Source organism: Sphingobacterium corticibacter (genome assembly GCF_003076635.1).
In the GTDB taxonomy this organism is placed as follows: Bacteria; Bacteroidota; Bacteroidia; order Sphingobacteriales; family Sphingobacteriaceae; genus Sphingobacterium; species Sphingobacterium corticibacter.
On the sequence record NZ_QDKG01000006.1, the window covers coordinates 166,906 to 182,571 of the forward strand.

At 43.2% G+C, this 15,666-nt stretch carries 16 protein-coding genes; 4 read left to right on the forward strand and 12 right to left on the reverse strand.

The features are described 5' to 3' along the window. Positions 1-264: 264 nt before the first annotated feature. Entirely contained in the window at positions 265-414 is a 150-nt protein-coding gene (locus tag DC487_RS17290; protein ID WP_165799105.1) for a hypothetical protein, read from the reverse strand. Positions 415-583: 169 nt separating this feature from the next. Here DC487_RS17290 and DC487_RS14880 point away from each other — a divergent pair, with 169 nt between their 5' ends. Further along, positions 584-2,854 (forward strand): GH92 family glycosyl hydrolase, encoded by a 2,271-nt coding sequence (locus DC487_RS14880; RefSeq protein WP_116776758.1) that lies wholly within the window; start codon positions 584-586, stop codon positions 2,852-2,854. A gap of 65 nt (positions 2,855-2,919) precedes the next feature. On the opposite strand, the gene DC487_RS14885 is transcribed toward DC487_RS14880, so the two are convergent. The 4 genes from DC487_RS14885 to DC487_RS14905 form a co-directional block, all read right to left on the reverse strand. Then, positions 2,920-4,164 carry a nucleoside permease gene (locus DC487_RS14885; protein WP_116776759.1) on the reverse strand — a complete coding sequence of 415 codons (1,245 nt, stop codon included), beginning with the start codon at positions 4,162-4,164 and terminating at the stop codon, positions 2,920-2,922. 41 nt (positions 4,165-4,205) lie between these two features. Then, on the reverse strand, positions 4,206-4,868 hold the full coding sequence (locus tag DC487_RS14890; RefSeq protein WP_116776760.1) for a bifunctional nuclease family protein: 663 nt from the start codon (positions 4,866-4,868) through the stop codon (positions 4,206-4,208). Positions 4,869-5,054: 186 nt separating this feature from the next. Continuing rightward, positions 5,055-6,029 (reverse strand): electron transfer flavoprotein subunit alpha/FixB family protein, encoded by a 975-nt coding sequence (locus tag DC487_RS14900; protein ID WP_116776762.1) that lies wholly within the window; start codon positions 6,027-6,029, stop codon positions 5,055-5,057. Between the two features lie 23 nt (positions 6,030-6,052). Then, a complete protein-coding gene (locus DC487_RS14905; RefSeq protein WP_116776763.1) occupies positions 6,053-6,784 on the reverse strand; it encodes an electron transfer flavoprotein subunit beta/FixA family protein in 732 nt (243 codons plus the stop codon). 322 nt (positions 6,785-7,106) lie between these two features. Here DC487_RS14905 and DC487_RS14910 point away from each other — a divergent pair, with 322 nt between their 5' ends. Together DC487_RS14910 and DC487_RS14915 are read left to right on the forward strand one after the other, a co-directional pair. Further along, positions 7,107-7,439 (forward strand): tetratricopeptide repeat protein, encoded by a 333-nt coding sequence (locus DC487_RS14910; RefSeq protein WP_116776764.1) that lies wholly within the window; start codon positions 7,107-7,109, stop codon positions 7,437-7,439. Positions 7,440-7,532: 93 nt separating this feature from the next. After that, a complete protein-coding gene (locus tag DC487_RS14915; protein WP_165799106.1) occupies positions 7,533-7,946 on the forward strand; it encodes a copper resistance protein NlpE in 414 nt (137 codons plus the stop codon). A 93-nt stretch (positions 7,947-8,039) separates the two neighbouring features. Here DC487_RS14915 and DC487_RS14920 read toward each other — a convergent pair whose 3' ends face one another. From DC487_RS14920 to DC487_RS14945, 6 genes are all read right to left on the reverse strand, one after another. Continuing rightward, positions 8,040-9,173, reverse strand: a complete 1,134-nt coding sequence (locus tag DC487_RS14920) for a cysteine desulfurase family protein (protein WP_116776766.1) — start codon at positions 9,171-9,173, stop codon at positions 8,040-8,042. A 35-nt stretch (positions 9,174-9,208) separates the two neighbouring features. Further along, positions 9,209-10,819 carry an apolipoprotein N-acyltransferase gene (lnt, locus tag DC487_RS14925; protein ID WP_116776767.1) on the reverse strand — a complete coding sequence of 537 codons (1,611 nt, stop codon included), beginning with the start codon at positions 10,817-10,819 and terminating at the stop codon, positions 9,209-9,211. A gap of 8 nt (positions 10,820-10,827) precedes the next feature. Further along, the gene (locus DC487_RS14930) at positions 10,828-11,541 is read right to left on the reverse strand and encodes a PH domain-containing protein (protein WP_116776768.1); all 714 of its coding nucleotides are present in this window, start codon (positions 11,539-11,541) and stop codon (positions 10,828-10,830) included. A gap of 64 nt (positions 11,542-11,605) precedes the next feature. After that, complete coding sequence (gene rsmI, locus DC487_RS14935) at positions 11,606-12,274, reverse strand: 16S rRNA (cytidine(1402)-2'-O)-methyltransferase (protein WP_116776769.1); 669 nt, start codon at positions 12,272-12,274, stop codon at positions 11,606-11,608. A gap of 22 nt (positions 12,275-12,296) precedes the next feature. Further along, on the reverse strand, positions 12,297-12,746 hold the full coding sequence (locus tag DC487_RS14940; RefSeq protein ID WP_116776770.1) for an acyl-CoA thioesterase: 450 nt from the start codon (positions 12,744-12,746) through the stop codon (positions 12,297-12,299). A 74-nt stretch (positions 12,747-12,820) separates the two neighbouring features. Next, the gene (locus tag DC487_RS14945) at positions 12,821-13,033 is read right to left on the reverse strand and encodes a DUF6965 family protein (RefSeq protein ID WP_116776771.1); all 213 of its coding nucleotides are present in this window, start codon (positions 13,031-13,033) and stop codon (positions 12,821-12,823) included. Positions 13,034-13,117: 84 nt separating this feature from the next. On the opposite strand from DC487_RS14945, the gene DC487_RS14950 reads away from it, so the two are divergent. Next, positions 13,118-13,324, forward strand: a complete 207-nt coding sequence (locus DC487_RS14950; RefSeq protein WP_116776772.1) for a YwbE family protein — start codon at positions 13,118-13,120, stop codon at positions 13,322-13,324. A 28-nt stretch (positions 13,325-13,352) separates the two neighbouring features. Here the strand turns inward: DC487_RS14950 and DC487_RS14955 are convergent, their stop codons facing one another. Then, the gene (locus DC487_RS14955; protein ID WP_116776773.1) at positions 13,353-15,587 is read right to left on the reverse strand and encodes a GAF domain-containing sensor histidine kinase; all 2,235 of its coding nucleotides are present in this window, start codon (positions 15,585-15,587) and stop codon (positions 13,353-13,355) included. Positions 15,588-15,666: the final 79 nt, after the last annotated feature.

Sequence of the window (15,666 nt, forward strand, 5' to 3'; positions counted from 1 at the left end):
AGCTGCCTAGAGAATGCCTAATAGATCAGGAGCCCGATTTTTTCGGTGAATGAATGAAATCGCTCGGCAGAAAAAAACATAGAAGATCAAAACTCGGTAGAATGCGAAAGGCGGGTAGAATAAGGATAAAAATAAATCCCGAAGCGGGGAGCTACGGGATTTAAACCAAACCAATTATTAACCTAAATTATGAAAATTTACATATATAACGCCGACTTGGATATCAATATTATCTGATGTGCGAATTATTTTTAAATATTTTTATTACTTGTCATATTTGACTATCAAATCTGTAACAGATTCCAATAAACCATTGCGTCCAAGCAGCCATAGACCCAGTTTTTCATTGGCTACGCCAGCAGCTAGTCGGTAGGTGAATTTTGGAATATTATTTTTGTCCAGATCGGTTTTCATACAACATAGCATTATAAATGAGGATAAAGGAGCTAAAAATACATGTACGATTAAATACCAACAGTTCTGTCAGGTCATGACATGTATATAAAAACTTCACTAAAACGTTTTTGTATCGCCATACTTATATATTATCCCTATATTGAAACATCAAAAAAATAAACTAATTATGTTTAAGTTGAAATCCGTCTTCTTGTTGTCGAGTGCGATTGCACTCTCTCAGGTTGCCTTTGCTCAATCCGATCCGGCCAGTCAAAAAGCGAAAACGCCGGTGGATTATGTCAATCCGTACATGGGGAATATCAGTCACCTGTTGGTGCCTACTTTTCCGACCGTGCATCTTCCTAATAGTATGCTACGTGTATATCCTGAGCGCAATGACTTCACCACCGATCAGCTGCGTGGATTGCCTTTGGTCGTTACGAGCCATCGCGGGCGTTCGGCATTCAACCTGAGTCCAGTGAATAGCCAACAACAAGAATCTTGGAAAAATGTCTATCCGTATGCGTATGACAATGAAGAGATCAAGCCTTATTATTATGGGGTATCATTGTTGGATGAGCAGATTGATGTGCAATATGCGCCATCGCATCAGTCTGGGATCTATGCGTTGAACTTTCTTCTAGGAAAAGATAAGTCCGTTGTATTTAACTCTGGATCGGGTAGTGTACAGGTAAAAGGTAACAGCATTACTGCTTCGCAGCAGCTGCAAAATAATACTACCGTATATTTATACGGTGAGTTTGACCAAAAGGCCACATCTTCTGGTGTATTGGAAAATGGCAAATTGGCGGCGAAGAAAACAGCAGTTTCGGGCAAGCAAGCCGCTGTGGTGTTGACTTTCGCAAAAGGCGATCAGCCTTTGCATTTTAGATATGGTATCTCTTTTATCGATGCCGAGCAAGCCAAGCGCAATTTGCAAAGAGAGATTTCGCACTTTGATGTGCAGCGCGTAGCCAATACCGGTCGTGATATCTGGAATGAAAGTCTATCTACCGTACAGGTGGCTGGCGGCAAAGCCGATGATCGTGCCGTGTTTTACACGTCGTTGTACCGTTGTTTTGAGCGCCCTGTAAATATCAGCGAAGACAATCGCTATTTCAGTGCATTCGATGGTAAAGTACATACCGATTCTCGTCCTTTCTACACCGATGATTGGATTTGGGATACGTATCGCGCTACGCATCCACTGCGTTTGTTGATTGATGAAAAAGTAGAGTCGGATGTATTGCAGTCCTACGTGCGTATGGCTGAGCAAATGGATCAATTCTGGATGCCTACTTTCCCAGAGATTACAGGCGATTCTAGAAGAATGAATTCTAACCACGGAGTGGTAACGATTGCCGATGCATATGCCAAAGGATTGCGCAGCTTTGATATCGAGAAAGCCTATGAAAGTGGTAAGCGTGCCGTGCAAGAGAAAACATTGGCTCCGTGGTCTGCTGCACCTGCGGGCTGGTTAGATGATTTTTATAAACAACACGGCTATATTCCTGCATTGTATCCAGGCGAAGAAGAAACGGTGCCCGAAGTACATCGTTTTGAAAGACGTCAGCCGATTGCTGTGACCTTAGGTACTTCGTACGATGAGTGGGCATTAGGCAGATTGGCGCAAGCGCTCGGACATACCACCGATGCTGATTTGTTCTTGAAAAATGCCTTGAATTACCGTAACCTATATAATGCCGAAACGAAATTCTTCCATCCGAAAGATAAAGAGGGCAAATTCATCATGCCATTCGATTACCGCTATGATGGAGGACAAGGAGCACGTGAATATTATGGAGAAAACAATGGCTGGGTATACCGCTGGGATGTACCGCACAATGTGAGTGATTTAATCTCATTGATGGGTGGCAAAGAGCAATTCAACTACGAGCTAGATCGCACCTTTCGCGAGCCATTAGGCAAAAGCAAATTTGAATTCTATAGCAAATTGCCTGATCATACCGGCAATGTCGGCCAATTTTCGATGGCCAACGAACCTAGCTTGCACATTCCCTACTTATATAACTATTCGGGCAAGCCTTGGATGTCGCAAAAGCGAATTGATGATTTGATTCATCAATGGTTTAGAAATGATTTGATGGGTATGCCGGGCGACGAAGACGGCGGTGGTATGTCAGCGTTCTTAGTATTTTCGATGGCTGGGTTCTATCCTGTAACGCCAGGTATTCCAGTTTATACTATTGGTACACCATTCTTCGAAAATATCACGATGAAGCTATCAAATGGCAAAGAATTCACTATTCGTGCGAACGGACGTTCTGCCAAAAACAAATATATACAGTCGGCCACGCTCAATGGCAAAACTTGGGATAAACCTTGGTTTACCCACCGAGAATTGGCGCAAGGAGGCGTGTTAGAATTTCAGATGGGCGATCGCCCCAACAGAGATTGGGGCGCGGATGCGCCACCGCCATCATTTCAAATGCCTTAGGGAAACCTAAGGCATTTGCCGTTTTAGTGTATTTATGATTGGAAATAAATCTTTCTACAGGAATGTTACGCGGCGATTGCCGGATCGTGCTTATGCTTAAACATAAAGGAGAATAGAAAAGCGATTACGAGCGAATAACCGGCAAAGCAAAGCCATATCTCCGTCCACATCATGTTGCCCTGTGCATCTAGCAAGAAAGTATCTATCGCATAACCACTCAAGCGGCTACCTAAGATAGCACCAAAGCCATTGGTCATCATCATAAACATTCCTTGTGCCGAAGAGCGGATATCTGGCGTAGTGGAAGTTTCCACAAAAAGTGAACCCGAGATATTGAAAAAATCAAAGGCCATACCGTACACAATACAAGAAAGCACAATCATCCATAAGCCATCAGCCGGATCACTGTAGGCCAAAAGTGCAAAACGCAATACCCAAGCTAGCATACTAATCAACATCACTTGCTTAATACCAAATCGCTTCAAAAAGAACGGAATTGCTAGGATAAAAACTGTCTCGGAGATTTGCGAAATTGACATAATGATGGTCGAATTTCGTACAATCAATGAATCCGCATATTCGGGATACGATTCGAAATGAGATAAGAACGTATCGCCATACATATTGGTAAGCTGCAATGCCGCTCCTAAAAACATCGAGAACACGAAGAATAGCGCCATCTTGTAGTTCGCAAATAGCTTAAAAGCTTTCAGACCGAGTTGTCCGGCAAGGGTAGACTTTTCAGATTTCGAACGCAACGGCGGACAAGCCGGCAAGGTAAATGCGTAAATTCCTAAGGCAAAGGCTGCGATTGCAGAAAGGTAAAACTGACCTTCGGACGCTTTGTTTCCCGATAAATTGGTCACCCACATCGCCGCGATAAAACCGATCGTACCCCATACACGAATCGGCGGAAATACTTTGACTACATCCAACTTAGATTTCTCCAAAATGGTGTATGCGATGGAGTTGGATAGCGCGATGGTCGGCATATAACAAAACATCGCCGCGAGGATAATCCAAAAAAATTGGTTAGGATCGTTTACCTGTGGCAAATACAGAAAAATAGCGCCAAAAAGAATATGGAGTACACCATAAAGCTTCTCCACGTTCAACCACTTATCGGCAATGATACCGGTCAAAGCCGGCATAATCAGTGATGAAATTCCTAAGGTCGAAAAAACGGCACCAAAATCATTACCAGACCAGCCCTTGTTCTGAAACCAGTAAACACCAATAGTAATCAACCATGCTCCCCAAACAAAGAATTGGAGGAAACTCATGATGGTCAATCGCAATTTTATAGACATATAAAAAAGGTAGAGTAAGAAAAAATGCTTTGAATAGATAGTTAAGACTTCCTTTGATCGATCTCGTCGCGAATTTTTGCGGCGGTTTCGTACTGCTCACTTTGGATTGCCTTTTCCAGATTGATCTCTAGCTGTTCCAATGATAGGGAAGTGTAGGGAGATACGGGTTTAGGTTTGTTTGCAGGGCTTTCCGGTTCAGTATTTTTGCGGTGCGAATCTTCTTCTTTCTGAACGTCATCTTGATGACTGCTATCAAAGCGTTCGATATTTTCTAAGAAAGCAAAGTCATTGCCCTCAATCACGATGCCTGCCGAACTCATAATGAAATCATACGTGTAAATAGGGCACTTGAAGCGAACCGCTAAAGCTACGGCATCTGACGTGCGTGCATCGATCTCTGTAACCACCTGATCCTTATCGCGACATTGCAATTTGGCGTAAAAAATACCATCCACAAGGTTGTAGATCAGCACTTCAGAAATCGTTAAGGCGAATGTCTCGGCAAAGGTTTTGAAAAGATCGTGTGTAAGTGGACGGCTCGGCGTCATTTTTTCAATTTCGACCGCAATGGCCTGTGCTTCAAACCCACCGATGATGATGGGCAGTCTGCGATTGCCACCTATTTCCCCTAACACAAGCGCGTAAGCACCAGACTGGGTTTGACTGTAGGATAGTCCTACGATATCTAATTGTATTTTCTTCATGCACAATGTCCCGTTGGTCGTTTACGAAGTCTTGTTTATCGTTCGAAAAAATCTCTGCTCGATGGACAAGACCAAGTTGGTCCGTTTCCGATACAAAGATGGGAATATAAACAGCAAAAAAAAAGCAACCACGGCATTTTTTACAGCCGTGGTTGCCTTTGAATCAGCAATTAACCGATTCTTGATCTAGTTCGCTTTGTGCGCTTGTACCGCTGCGGTAAGCTTTGGTACGATTTCGAGCGCATCGCCCACCATACCATAATCAGCCACTTTGAAAAATGGCGCTTCTGGATCTTTGTTAATCACCACAATGGTTTTCGACGAGCTTACGCCTGCCAAATGCTGTATAGCACCCGAGATGCCGATTGCGATGTATAAATTCGGACTTACTACGATACCAGTTTGGCCAACGTGCTCTGAATGTGGGCGCCATCCTGCGTCGGAAACGGGCTTTGAGCATGCTGTGGCAGCGCCGAGCGCCGCGGCGAGTTCTTCAATGATCGCCCAATTTTCAGGACCTTTCATTCCGCGGCCAGCGGATACCACGATTTCTGCCTCTGGTAACGAAACTTTGTCTGTCGCCCGCACGATATCTTTGATCACGATATTTAGATCGCCAGCATCTACGGAAGGGCTCAAGGTCTCGATCGCAGCAGTTTCTTCGCTACGTACCGGCTCGTGCGAATTCGGATTTACCGCAATCACTTTTTTATCTGCTGTAATGATTTCCGTTGCAAAAGCTTTATTAGAGAAAGCGGTCTTTTTCACCTGCAAGTCTGAGCCCGAAAAGGTCGGTAGCTCTATCGCGCCGTCGGCCAATCCAGCTTCAAGCTTTGCTGCCACGCGTGGTGCAAGTCCTTTACCGCTAAATGAATTGGATAATACAATGATGTTCGCCTGTTCGCTGTTTGCTGCTGCCGCAATCACCGAAGCATACGCTTTATTAATAAATTGCTTGAGCTGCTCTTGATCTACTTTTACAATTTTGGAGGCGCCAAATCCAGCGAGTTTATTGAGCTCGTCGTCGGCTACGTTTCCGATCGATAATGCCGTCACGCTGGTGCTTTGCTCATTAGCGATAGCTTTCGCGTACGAAACGACCTCGAAAGCCGATTTTTTGAATTTGCCCTCTATATTTTCAACATATACCAATATTGCCATGATGTTCTCTTTCTTTTAAATGATTATAAAACCTTCGCTTTCGTGTGCAATAGATTTACAAGTTGCTCCACGTCGTCCACCATCGCTACCTGACCGCGAGGCGCAGGAGATTCGTATTTGGAGATCGTGCTTAATGTCGGTACATCTACTGCTGGTAACACCTGAAGTGGTTTGGTGCGTGCAGACATGATACCGCGCATATTCGGGATTTTTGGTTCGGTTACACCTTCTGCAGTGCCCAATATGACGGGAAGCTGCGTGCTTAGCACTTCCTTACCACCTTCAATTTCTCGCTCGATGGTGATTTCGCGATCTTGGATGTCAAACTTTTTAACAATAGATACCGAAGGAATATGGAGCAACTCACCGACTAATGCGGCAACTTGCGAACCATTATAATCGATGGATTCACGTCCGGTAAGGATCAGGTCATATGATTGCTCGGTTGCGTAATGCGCAATTTGTTTCGCGACAAACCAAGCATCGCGTGGTGCAGCATCAATTCTAACGGCATCGGTAGCGCCTACAGCCAGCGCTTTACGAATCGTAGGTTCGGTACTTGCGTCACCTACGTTGATGACAGTGACCGTTCCATCTGTTCCCTCTACTAATTCGACGGCGCGTGATAACGCGATTTCGTCGTATGGATTAATGATAAATTGTACGCCGGATTGGTTGAACTCGGTGTGGTCACTATTGAAAGTGATCTTGGACGTCGTGTCCGGCACATGACTAATGCAAACTAGGATTCTCATAATTTATATTTAAACGATGTGTGTGCGTTCTATCTCAAACTTACATTATTATTAACTAAATCTCGTAGCGTATTGTTGTGTCATGGTGAAATATTTCTTATTATTTAATTATGTATTTTGCAATAAGTTAAACTGTATTTTATATTATTTATATTTTTATATTGTAATTTTAAATTTACTGTTGGTTTATGACTTAATTTGTTGCTGTTTTAACAAATATCAATTTTGTGTAAAAATCTATGCTAGCATAGTAAATCACGTGATAGCGAAGCCGATTATCTTAATCCGTAGGAGATATATGTCAATTTAGTAACTTTGAACTATGAACGAACGTTTGGAGCAATTACAGGAGCTATTAAAGGAATCACCGCAAGACCCGTTCTTGCACTATGCCATTACTATGGAGCATGTTAAATTGGAGAACAAAGATGCAGCACTACTTGGATTTGAAAACATGGTTTCCAGCTTTACGGATTACGTAGGTACTTACTATCACTTTGGCAAATTTTTGGAAAAACAGCAGCAACTTGAGCGCGCATTGGAAATCTATCAGCAAGGTATGCAAATCGCTCAATCCAAACGCAATATGCACGCTCTTGGTGAATTGAGAGGTGCTTATAATATGGCATTGGGCGAGGAGGATGAAGATGATTAAGGCAACGAAAAGCTATTAAATGTTAATTATTCAAACAATTTAGGGAAGTGGTATATTTTTTGTTTGGGTCTAGCAAGTGTAAAATTAATGCGCATGCGGATCTACTTACATATCGTTTTCCTCTTAGCTTCCTGCTTTCTGTTGATATCATGTATCAACAATAAAGCGAATGCGGATGTGGAATCGATTGCAGATCGCAATCGTCACAAATATAATTTATCAGGACGCTACGAAGGCAATTTGCCCTGTGCAGATTGTTCCGCTATTTCAACCACCTTGGTTTTAAACAGAGACCGCACGTATTCTTTGCATTACAGGTACGTTGGCAAAAGCGATGAGCTATTTCGCAGGGATGGAAATTGGCGTGTAGATGACGATGTGTTACTATTGGATAGCGAAGACTATAATTATAAAATTGAGGAAGATCGTTTGAGTCAGTTGGATTTGTCTGGCAAAGAGATGACCGGCAATCTTGCTGGAAAATACATCTTAGACAAGGTCGATTAGTAGAACGGCCAATTGGTTACATATAACATGAAAACAAATCGGGCTCAGCATCATCTGCTGAGCCCGATTTGTTGTTTATGACTTCACTGTTTTTTATGATTTTACGTAGAGCTTTTCGAGTTGCTCTACCACATAGTCAATCTCTTCTCGCGTATTGTATTTACAGAAAGAGAAACGAACCGAAGGTCTTTGCGGATCTGCACCAATACCACGCAAAACGTGCGAACCGATGTCGGAACCCGAACTACAAGCACTACCGCCCGAAGCAGATACGCCCTTAATGTCTAGGTTGAATAACATCATGTCTGCCATATCACTTGGTGGTAAGGAAACGTTCAACACGGTGTAAAGCGAATCTTGTTCGTCCGTCACACCATTGAAAGCCACACCAGCAATACGTTCCGTCAATTGCTGTTTCATGTAAGATTTCAGCGCTTGAATGGTTTGCTGATGGCCTTCCATATCCTCATACGCCAATTCTAGCGCTTTGGCTAAGCCTACAATGCCGTAAACATTTTCGGTACCGCCACGCATATTGCGCTCCTGCGCACCACCAAAAAGTAATGGTTTTATTTTATTTTTTCCGTTGATGTACAGAAATCCTACGCCTTTCGGGCCATGGAATTTATGCGCAGCACCAGTAATGAAGTCTATTTGCAATTCTTTCAAATCATGCTTATAGTGTCCCATAGTCTGCACGGTATCCGAATGGAAAATCGCTTCGTACTGCTGGCAAATCTGTGATACACGCGCAAGATCGGTTATATTGCCCAACTCATTATTGGCATGCATGATGGATACAAAGGTTTTTGGATTTTTAGCTAATAGCTCTTCCAAATGCGTTAGATCGATTACGCCTGTCTCAGAAACCCGCAATAAATCCAAATGTATTTTGCCTTCTTTTTCCAATTCTTCCAGCGTGTGCAATACCGCGTGATGCTCTAAAGGCGAAGTGATGGCATGCGTAATGCCATAACCTTCAATAGCACGTACAATCGCCATATTGTCGGCTTCTGTACCACCAGAAGTAAAGAAGATCTCCGATGGAGAAGCGTTGATAAGGCTTGCAACTGTCTTACGTGCCCGCTCGATCATGGTCTTCACCTCACGGCCATGTCCATGAATAGACGATGGATTTCCATAACTCTTTGTCATAGCTTCTACCATCACTTCGATTACCGAAGGATCAATCGGGGTAGTCGCGGCATTATCCAGATAAACTTGCATGGCGCAAATATAGTAAATGAGTAAACAAAAACGTATTATCTCGTGCGTGGCACAAATAATAAAATGCCGGAAAGCAGACCGGTGAACAAAAAGACGTAAGCAATTAGATCCTTGAATCGCGTATAGATAGTCAACTCTTCATTTAAGTTGATTTCCTGACTAAGCGCTGCCGGAACCCACCAATCGCTTTTTTGCACGACATCGCCACGTTGGTTGATAAAGCCCGAGATTCCCGTATTGGCAGATCTTACTACCCAACGGCGGTTTTCGATTGCGCGAAGGCGGGCATATTGAAAGTGTTGATCCTTGCCAGAGGTATCGCTCCACCAACCATCATTGGTCACGATCGCAATAAACTGTGCACCATTTTCAATGTATTTTGCTACGTAATTTCCCCAGATCGACTCATAGCAGATGACTGGCGCAGCACCTATTCCGCTTTGCGAATAGAAAACGGAAGGTTCTGCTTGGCTACCATAGCCACCGGTTGTACCTCCAAAATGCGCAAACAGTGGCTTCATAAAAGCTAGCATCTCGCCAAAAGGCAATTGTTCTGCACCTGGAACCAACTTGGATTTGTGATAAAACTCCAATTTACTTGACTGATCAATTAATACCGCGGCATTGAAATGGTCAATGTATACGCCTTCATCATATTTCCGTGCGGTGATGCTTTGTTGATCTGGATAAATACGATAACTTTCTATGCCAGACAGCACATTGCCATTGCGGTATGCGTTTAAGAATTCAAAAATCCGCTGGTAGGCCGGGTATTCTCTAAAATCTTCTTCGTTGATGCCATTAGGAGAGGAGATGGCCGTTTCTGGCCACACAAAAAACTCGGTATTAGGCTTGGCGACTTGGCGCGAAAGATCAAGTAATATATCTAACTGCTGATTTGGCGTAATCGACCCAAATTTGTGATAAGGATCAATGTTCGGTTGCACCACCACGATTTCCGATGGGTTGATATGCTCTTCATACTGCGCGTATCGCCAAAGCGATAAGCCGGCAGGAATCAATACGATCGCGACCAATATGATTGCTAATCGCGATGGCGGATAGGCGCTTACACGCATTTTGTATTGCCAGAAAATCAGGAATGCCAAAATATTGACCAACCAGATCCAGACAGTGCCACCGTACACACCGGTGTATTCATACCACTGCACCAATTGATGTAGGGATGCAAAGCCATTTCCTAGTGTCATCCAAGGAAATGAAAGATCCCACGTTTGGTGTAAATACTCGTAAGCAATCCAAAAGGAAATAAGCCCAATAAAACTAATCCAAATGTCCCGCTTTTTGCGCAAAGCATAATATCCTCTGAAAGCTAACGCCATCAATAATGGCCCGAGACAGAAAGGAATTAGGGCGACCATAAGCGAAGCGCCTGCGGGCAAAAAAGCATTCATCGCGTTGTAAACCCAGTAAATAGATGCCGTATTCCACGCGACGCCCGTAACAAAAGATAGCAAAAATACCTTGCGTCCTTTTTGCGCAAAATCTCCTCGTATCACCTGTTCGATCGCGATTAATAAAGGTACGAAGCCGATGAAAAGCAAAGGACTAGTATACGGTATCGGTGGCCAAGCAAACCACAATAAAAAGGCACTTAAAAGTGCCAGAAGATATTTGTTGCGCATGATGCGGTTTATAAGTCTCTTAAGATTTCTGCTTTCTTGGTTTCATATTCCGCTTGCGAAATCAGCTGTCTGTCGAACAAATTTTTCAAACGAGTCAGTTTTTTCGTGCTTTCATCGTCCTCTTCTTCTTTAGGAGGTGTTGGTGTCTGCGTGGTGATCCGTGGCGGTTCGACTGCGCTCGGCGCAGGACGATCTAGCGTCGGCGAAGAGTTGCCAGGAAGTTTGCTTTCATCATCAAAAGTGATCGCTTTTGGTGCTGGGGGCGTGCTTGGTTGCGGTGTCGGTGCTGGCGAAGCGGGAGCACTTTCACTAACCTTTGGGCTGCTTTTTGCATCCTGCATGTTATCCAATGCTTCTTTGATCAATTGGTACAATTTGCGCGCTTGTACTTTGGGGATATAATCTACCGTGAGATTTTCTCCTGTAAATGGAATCACGGTCACTTTAGAACCAAAGATCTCTTCTTTGAAGGAAATGTCTTTGATATCGTGCCATGAGAATATTTCAAAATTGGTGGCCAAACCCAGCTTCGCAAATTCGCACAAGAAAATGCGCTTGTTGCTCAGCGTGATACTATCTGGAAGTAGTGTTACGGCTGGTTTTTTTTGGATAGCGATATAGTTGATGGATTCGCCAGAGGTCAGCATATCCAAGATCTTGCCATGAATTTTCTCGACTACTTTGGCATCTTGGCCATCCCATGTATATTTTTCGATACTCATTTTTAATCTATAAAATGTTTAAAACGAAGCAAATGTATTGTGCAAAGATAAGCAAAAAGCGGTACTAACTTTCTTGTCCAGCGACGCAGAATACAAATTCACCTTTTGGTGGATGCTGCTCAAAGTGATTCTTGAGTTCTAGGAGCGTTCCACGCACGGTTTCTTCGTAGAGTTTGGATAGCTCGCGAGAAATGGAAGCTTGTCGTTCTTCGCCAAAATATTGGATAAAATCATTGATCGTACGTCCGATACGGTGCGGTGACTCATAGAAAATCATGCTGCGACTTTCGTTGCTCAGCGCAATCAGGCGGGTTTGTCTGCCTTTTTTGACCGGCAGGAAACCTTCGAAACAAAAACGATCATTCGGCAGACCCGAATTCACCAAAGCGGGCACAAATGCGGTAGCACCAGGCAAACACTGTATTTCAATCCCTTCTTTGATCGCTTCGCGCACTAAGAGAAAACCCGGATCGGAGATGGCTGGCGTGCCGGCATCCGAAATGAGCGAAATTTTCTGGCCTTCCTTCAGAAAACGAATGATTTCCTGCACCGCTTTATGCTCATTGTGCTGGTGATGCGCAAATACCCTTTTCTCAATGCCGAAGTGTTTCAATAGGGGCGCGCTGGTGCGCGTATCCTCTGCCAGAATAAGATCGGATTCTTTCAACACGCGGATCGCGCGAAACGTCATGTCTTCGAGATTGCCGATGGGTGTGGGAACTAAAAATAGCATGTTTAAAAATAATGATAATACCTTATTCGTCGATCTGCACGTAATCTTCCGAAGTCGGAATGCGATCGAGATAAGATTGCCAATCGGTCGGCACGGCTACTAATTTACGTGTTTTCAGATCGAGCCACGCACCGTCTACATTTACTTCGGCGGCTTTCACACCATTCTCTTTATAGATGGTATGGCGAAAGGAAAAGCGAGAATTGACGGTGTTGTATTTATTCATCTCGACTTCTACTCGAATGTATTCGTCTAAGTGGATTTCTTTATAATAGATGAGCTCCTCCCGAAAAAGGATGGGGCCAATCTGATTTTTAGCAAAGTCTGTAAGCGAAAGGCCAATACTTTTCAGCATGTTAGAACGTGCCTGAGCACAGAAATCTGCATATGCCGAATGTCTTAAATGTCTATTGGCGTCGATCTGCGCCCAAAGGACTTGTCCTTCGTAAAAAGTATTTTCTGTTGTTGCCATATTAGAGCAAAAGTTTAATTCGTTGTGTGTACCTAAAGTTATAGAATCCTTTTGAGATTAGTATGGCGGTGCTATCAGTTATTTTCGGTAGTGGCGGCATAGAACTCGCGCAGTCTTTGCCAAGCGGCACAGCGCTGTAGATCGCCTTTGTGCTTTGCTACCATGAGAAATTGGATGGTCAAAAATTGATGGGCGTTGGTGACTACAGCAGCTGGATTAAGCCGAATTTCATTCGGATAGTCTTTGCCTATGAGTAATTCTTGTAATTCTTCTGGTGTGAGATCCATCTTGCGAAGATAATCATTGCTGATTCAATTTTAGTTGCCTTTGCTCACTTTAAGTTTTTGTATTTTTGAAAAAAAATAAGCACGATGGACGGTAAAACGAGAGCAGATATCAAGAGAGGGACATTGGTCAATATTATCTTAAAAAAAGATCAACGCAGTGGTGCACTAACGGAAGGCATTGTTAAAGATTTGCTCACCTCTGCTCCATATCATAGCCGTGGCATCAAAGTACGATTGGAAGATGGCAGTATTGGTCGTGTGGCAGAAATCCTGCCTGACGAAGATTTCTAAGATCTGGTCGGAAAATCAGACCGGCTCATTAGCCGGCCTGTGTACTTGGAGGCAACATTTCGATTGGAATATTGGCATTCGGAAAAGTCAGATGCACTGTTGTGCCTTTTTTCAGTTCGCTCTCTACCTCGATGCTGGCTTGCAGTCTTTCGGCAATGCGTTTTACAATAGCCATACCCACACCCGAGCCTTCGAAACCAGAAGAATTGGACATACGTTTGAAAACATCATAAATATTTTCCAATTCATCCGCGCCGATTCCAATGCCATTATCGGAGATACAATAATAGATAGAATCATTTCGCCTGTAACTTTCAATACAGACAAGTGCTTCGTCTGATTTGCTGCTGTATTTGATCGCATTGCCAATGATATTGGCAAAAATCTGGTGAAACAACGTTTTCTCACCGTACAGCGGTAGTAAGTTTTTTATTTCTATCTGTACATTGTTGCTTCCGTACCGTTCTATATTTTCTTGAACAATTTTACGGATCGAAACAGATACGTCCACCCATTCCGGCTCGTATTGGTATACCTTTGCTCGGGAGAATTCGAAAATTTTCTCCATCAGGTTTTCCATGACGGCGACCGAGTCCAATATGTTGGTGGCACCTCTTTCAACCAAATCATTTTCCTTGCCCAATTTCTTTTGAAGGAATTGACCTGTCAGCTTGATAGAAGATAGTGGATTGCGAAGATCGTGCGTCACTGTATAGGAATACGTGTCTAATGCGTTATTGAGTTGTATAAGCTCTTGGTTGAGACCATTAATCTCTTCGGATTTTCGAAGTATACTCTCTCGTACGATTTGTCGAATCCGTTTCAATACAGACACTTGCTCGCTACTCCATTGCGGAGCAGTATTGTGAATTTGTTTGCGCCATGCTGCAAAAGATTGTCGTGGCGAGGGCCTAAACAAATCCTCTTCGGCATCGTATTCCATGATCTTCTCTGGATTACCTGCCCATTCTTCTTCGGTGACAACCTCATTGCGCAGCGCATAGATGCTAAATGATCGGCTAAGATCAATATCAATCCGTAAAAGACCTGCGAATGGCAATTCAAAAGGTAACTGTTCGCGATAATTGATCGCAAAACAATGATCTTCGAAAACCAATTTATCTGTGGTGCTAGAAACTAGATGATGCAACTCCAGAATCTGATTATTATCTAAGGTTGTATTATACAACAATAATTCGTCTTTATTGACCACCACGATGGCATCAGCATCAATCAGATTGGCCAATTCTGGCAAGGAAGCGCGTAGACCGGTCAGTACATCACTTTTAATCAGCATGCTTTCCTTGAGTTTCAACTCTAAAGAAGCAATCTTACGGTCGGACTCCAAATCACGCTCCCGCGAAAGGGTAAGATGTTTGTTTACGGCAAACTCGGTTAAGAATAGTCCGAGACTACGCTTAGGATAATCTACATGAATGGGCTGGCTGTGCTGGCAAGCGACCAGGCCCCACAACTTATCCTGCACAATAATTGAGAAGCTCATGCTTGCTTGTGCTCCGGCATTTTTTAGATATTGTAGGTGTATTGGAGAAAGTGCGCGCAAATTGCACGTGCTTAGATCGAATGCTGCCGATTGATTGGATAAGATGGCATAAGTTGGTGCATCAATGTCCGAAGTTTGTCGTACATGATGTTGTAAATATAGTGCTCGTGCCTGTCTTGGAATATCAAACTCAGGAAATCGAAAGCCGAAATAAGAAGAAATATCACTACGCTTGCTTTCTGCAATCACCTGCCCACTATTATCTTCTAAAAACTGGTAAATCATGACGCGATCGTAACCAATAATAGATCGGATATTTTCGCAAAGCGCATTCCAAACGTGTTCGCCAGCTTGATTGATTTTCCTCGAGTAAGAGGACAACTGTAAAGTGTGCTCATTGACATCACCCACCTCTTCAAACTCAATATGAAGATCTTGATGAACACGATAAGCCTTTACGATATGATTTTGCTTTCCAAGCTCCAACTGCATGACGTGCCGATCACTTGAAGTTGGCGCTATAGCATCAATAAATGATAGAAATGGCTCTTGAACAATTCCTTCGAGGCGCGCAACAAACTGCTCCAAGGGTTTGCCAAAGAAGTAGGTCAAGTCTTGGTTGTTGATATAATTATTCCAGTTTTCACTTATAGCGACGATTTCTCGATGCTCATTCTGAATAATTAATTTCCCAAATTGTTGAATCCGCCCAACTAAGTGGATTGGTTCGTTCTCACAGAGAACTTGGTTTAATGCCATACCTATAGATAGTTTATAAAGGTAGAACAATAAACTGAATTTTCAATTTGCGTGAAGACGTAATTATTGGTTTAAGTGT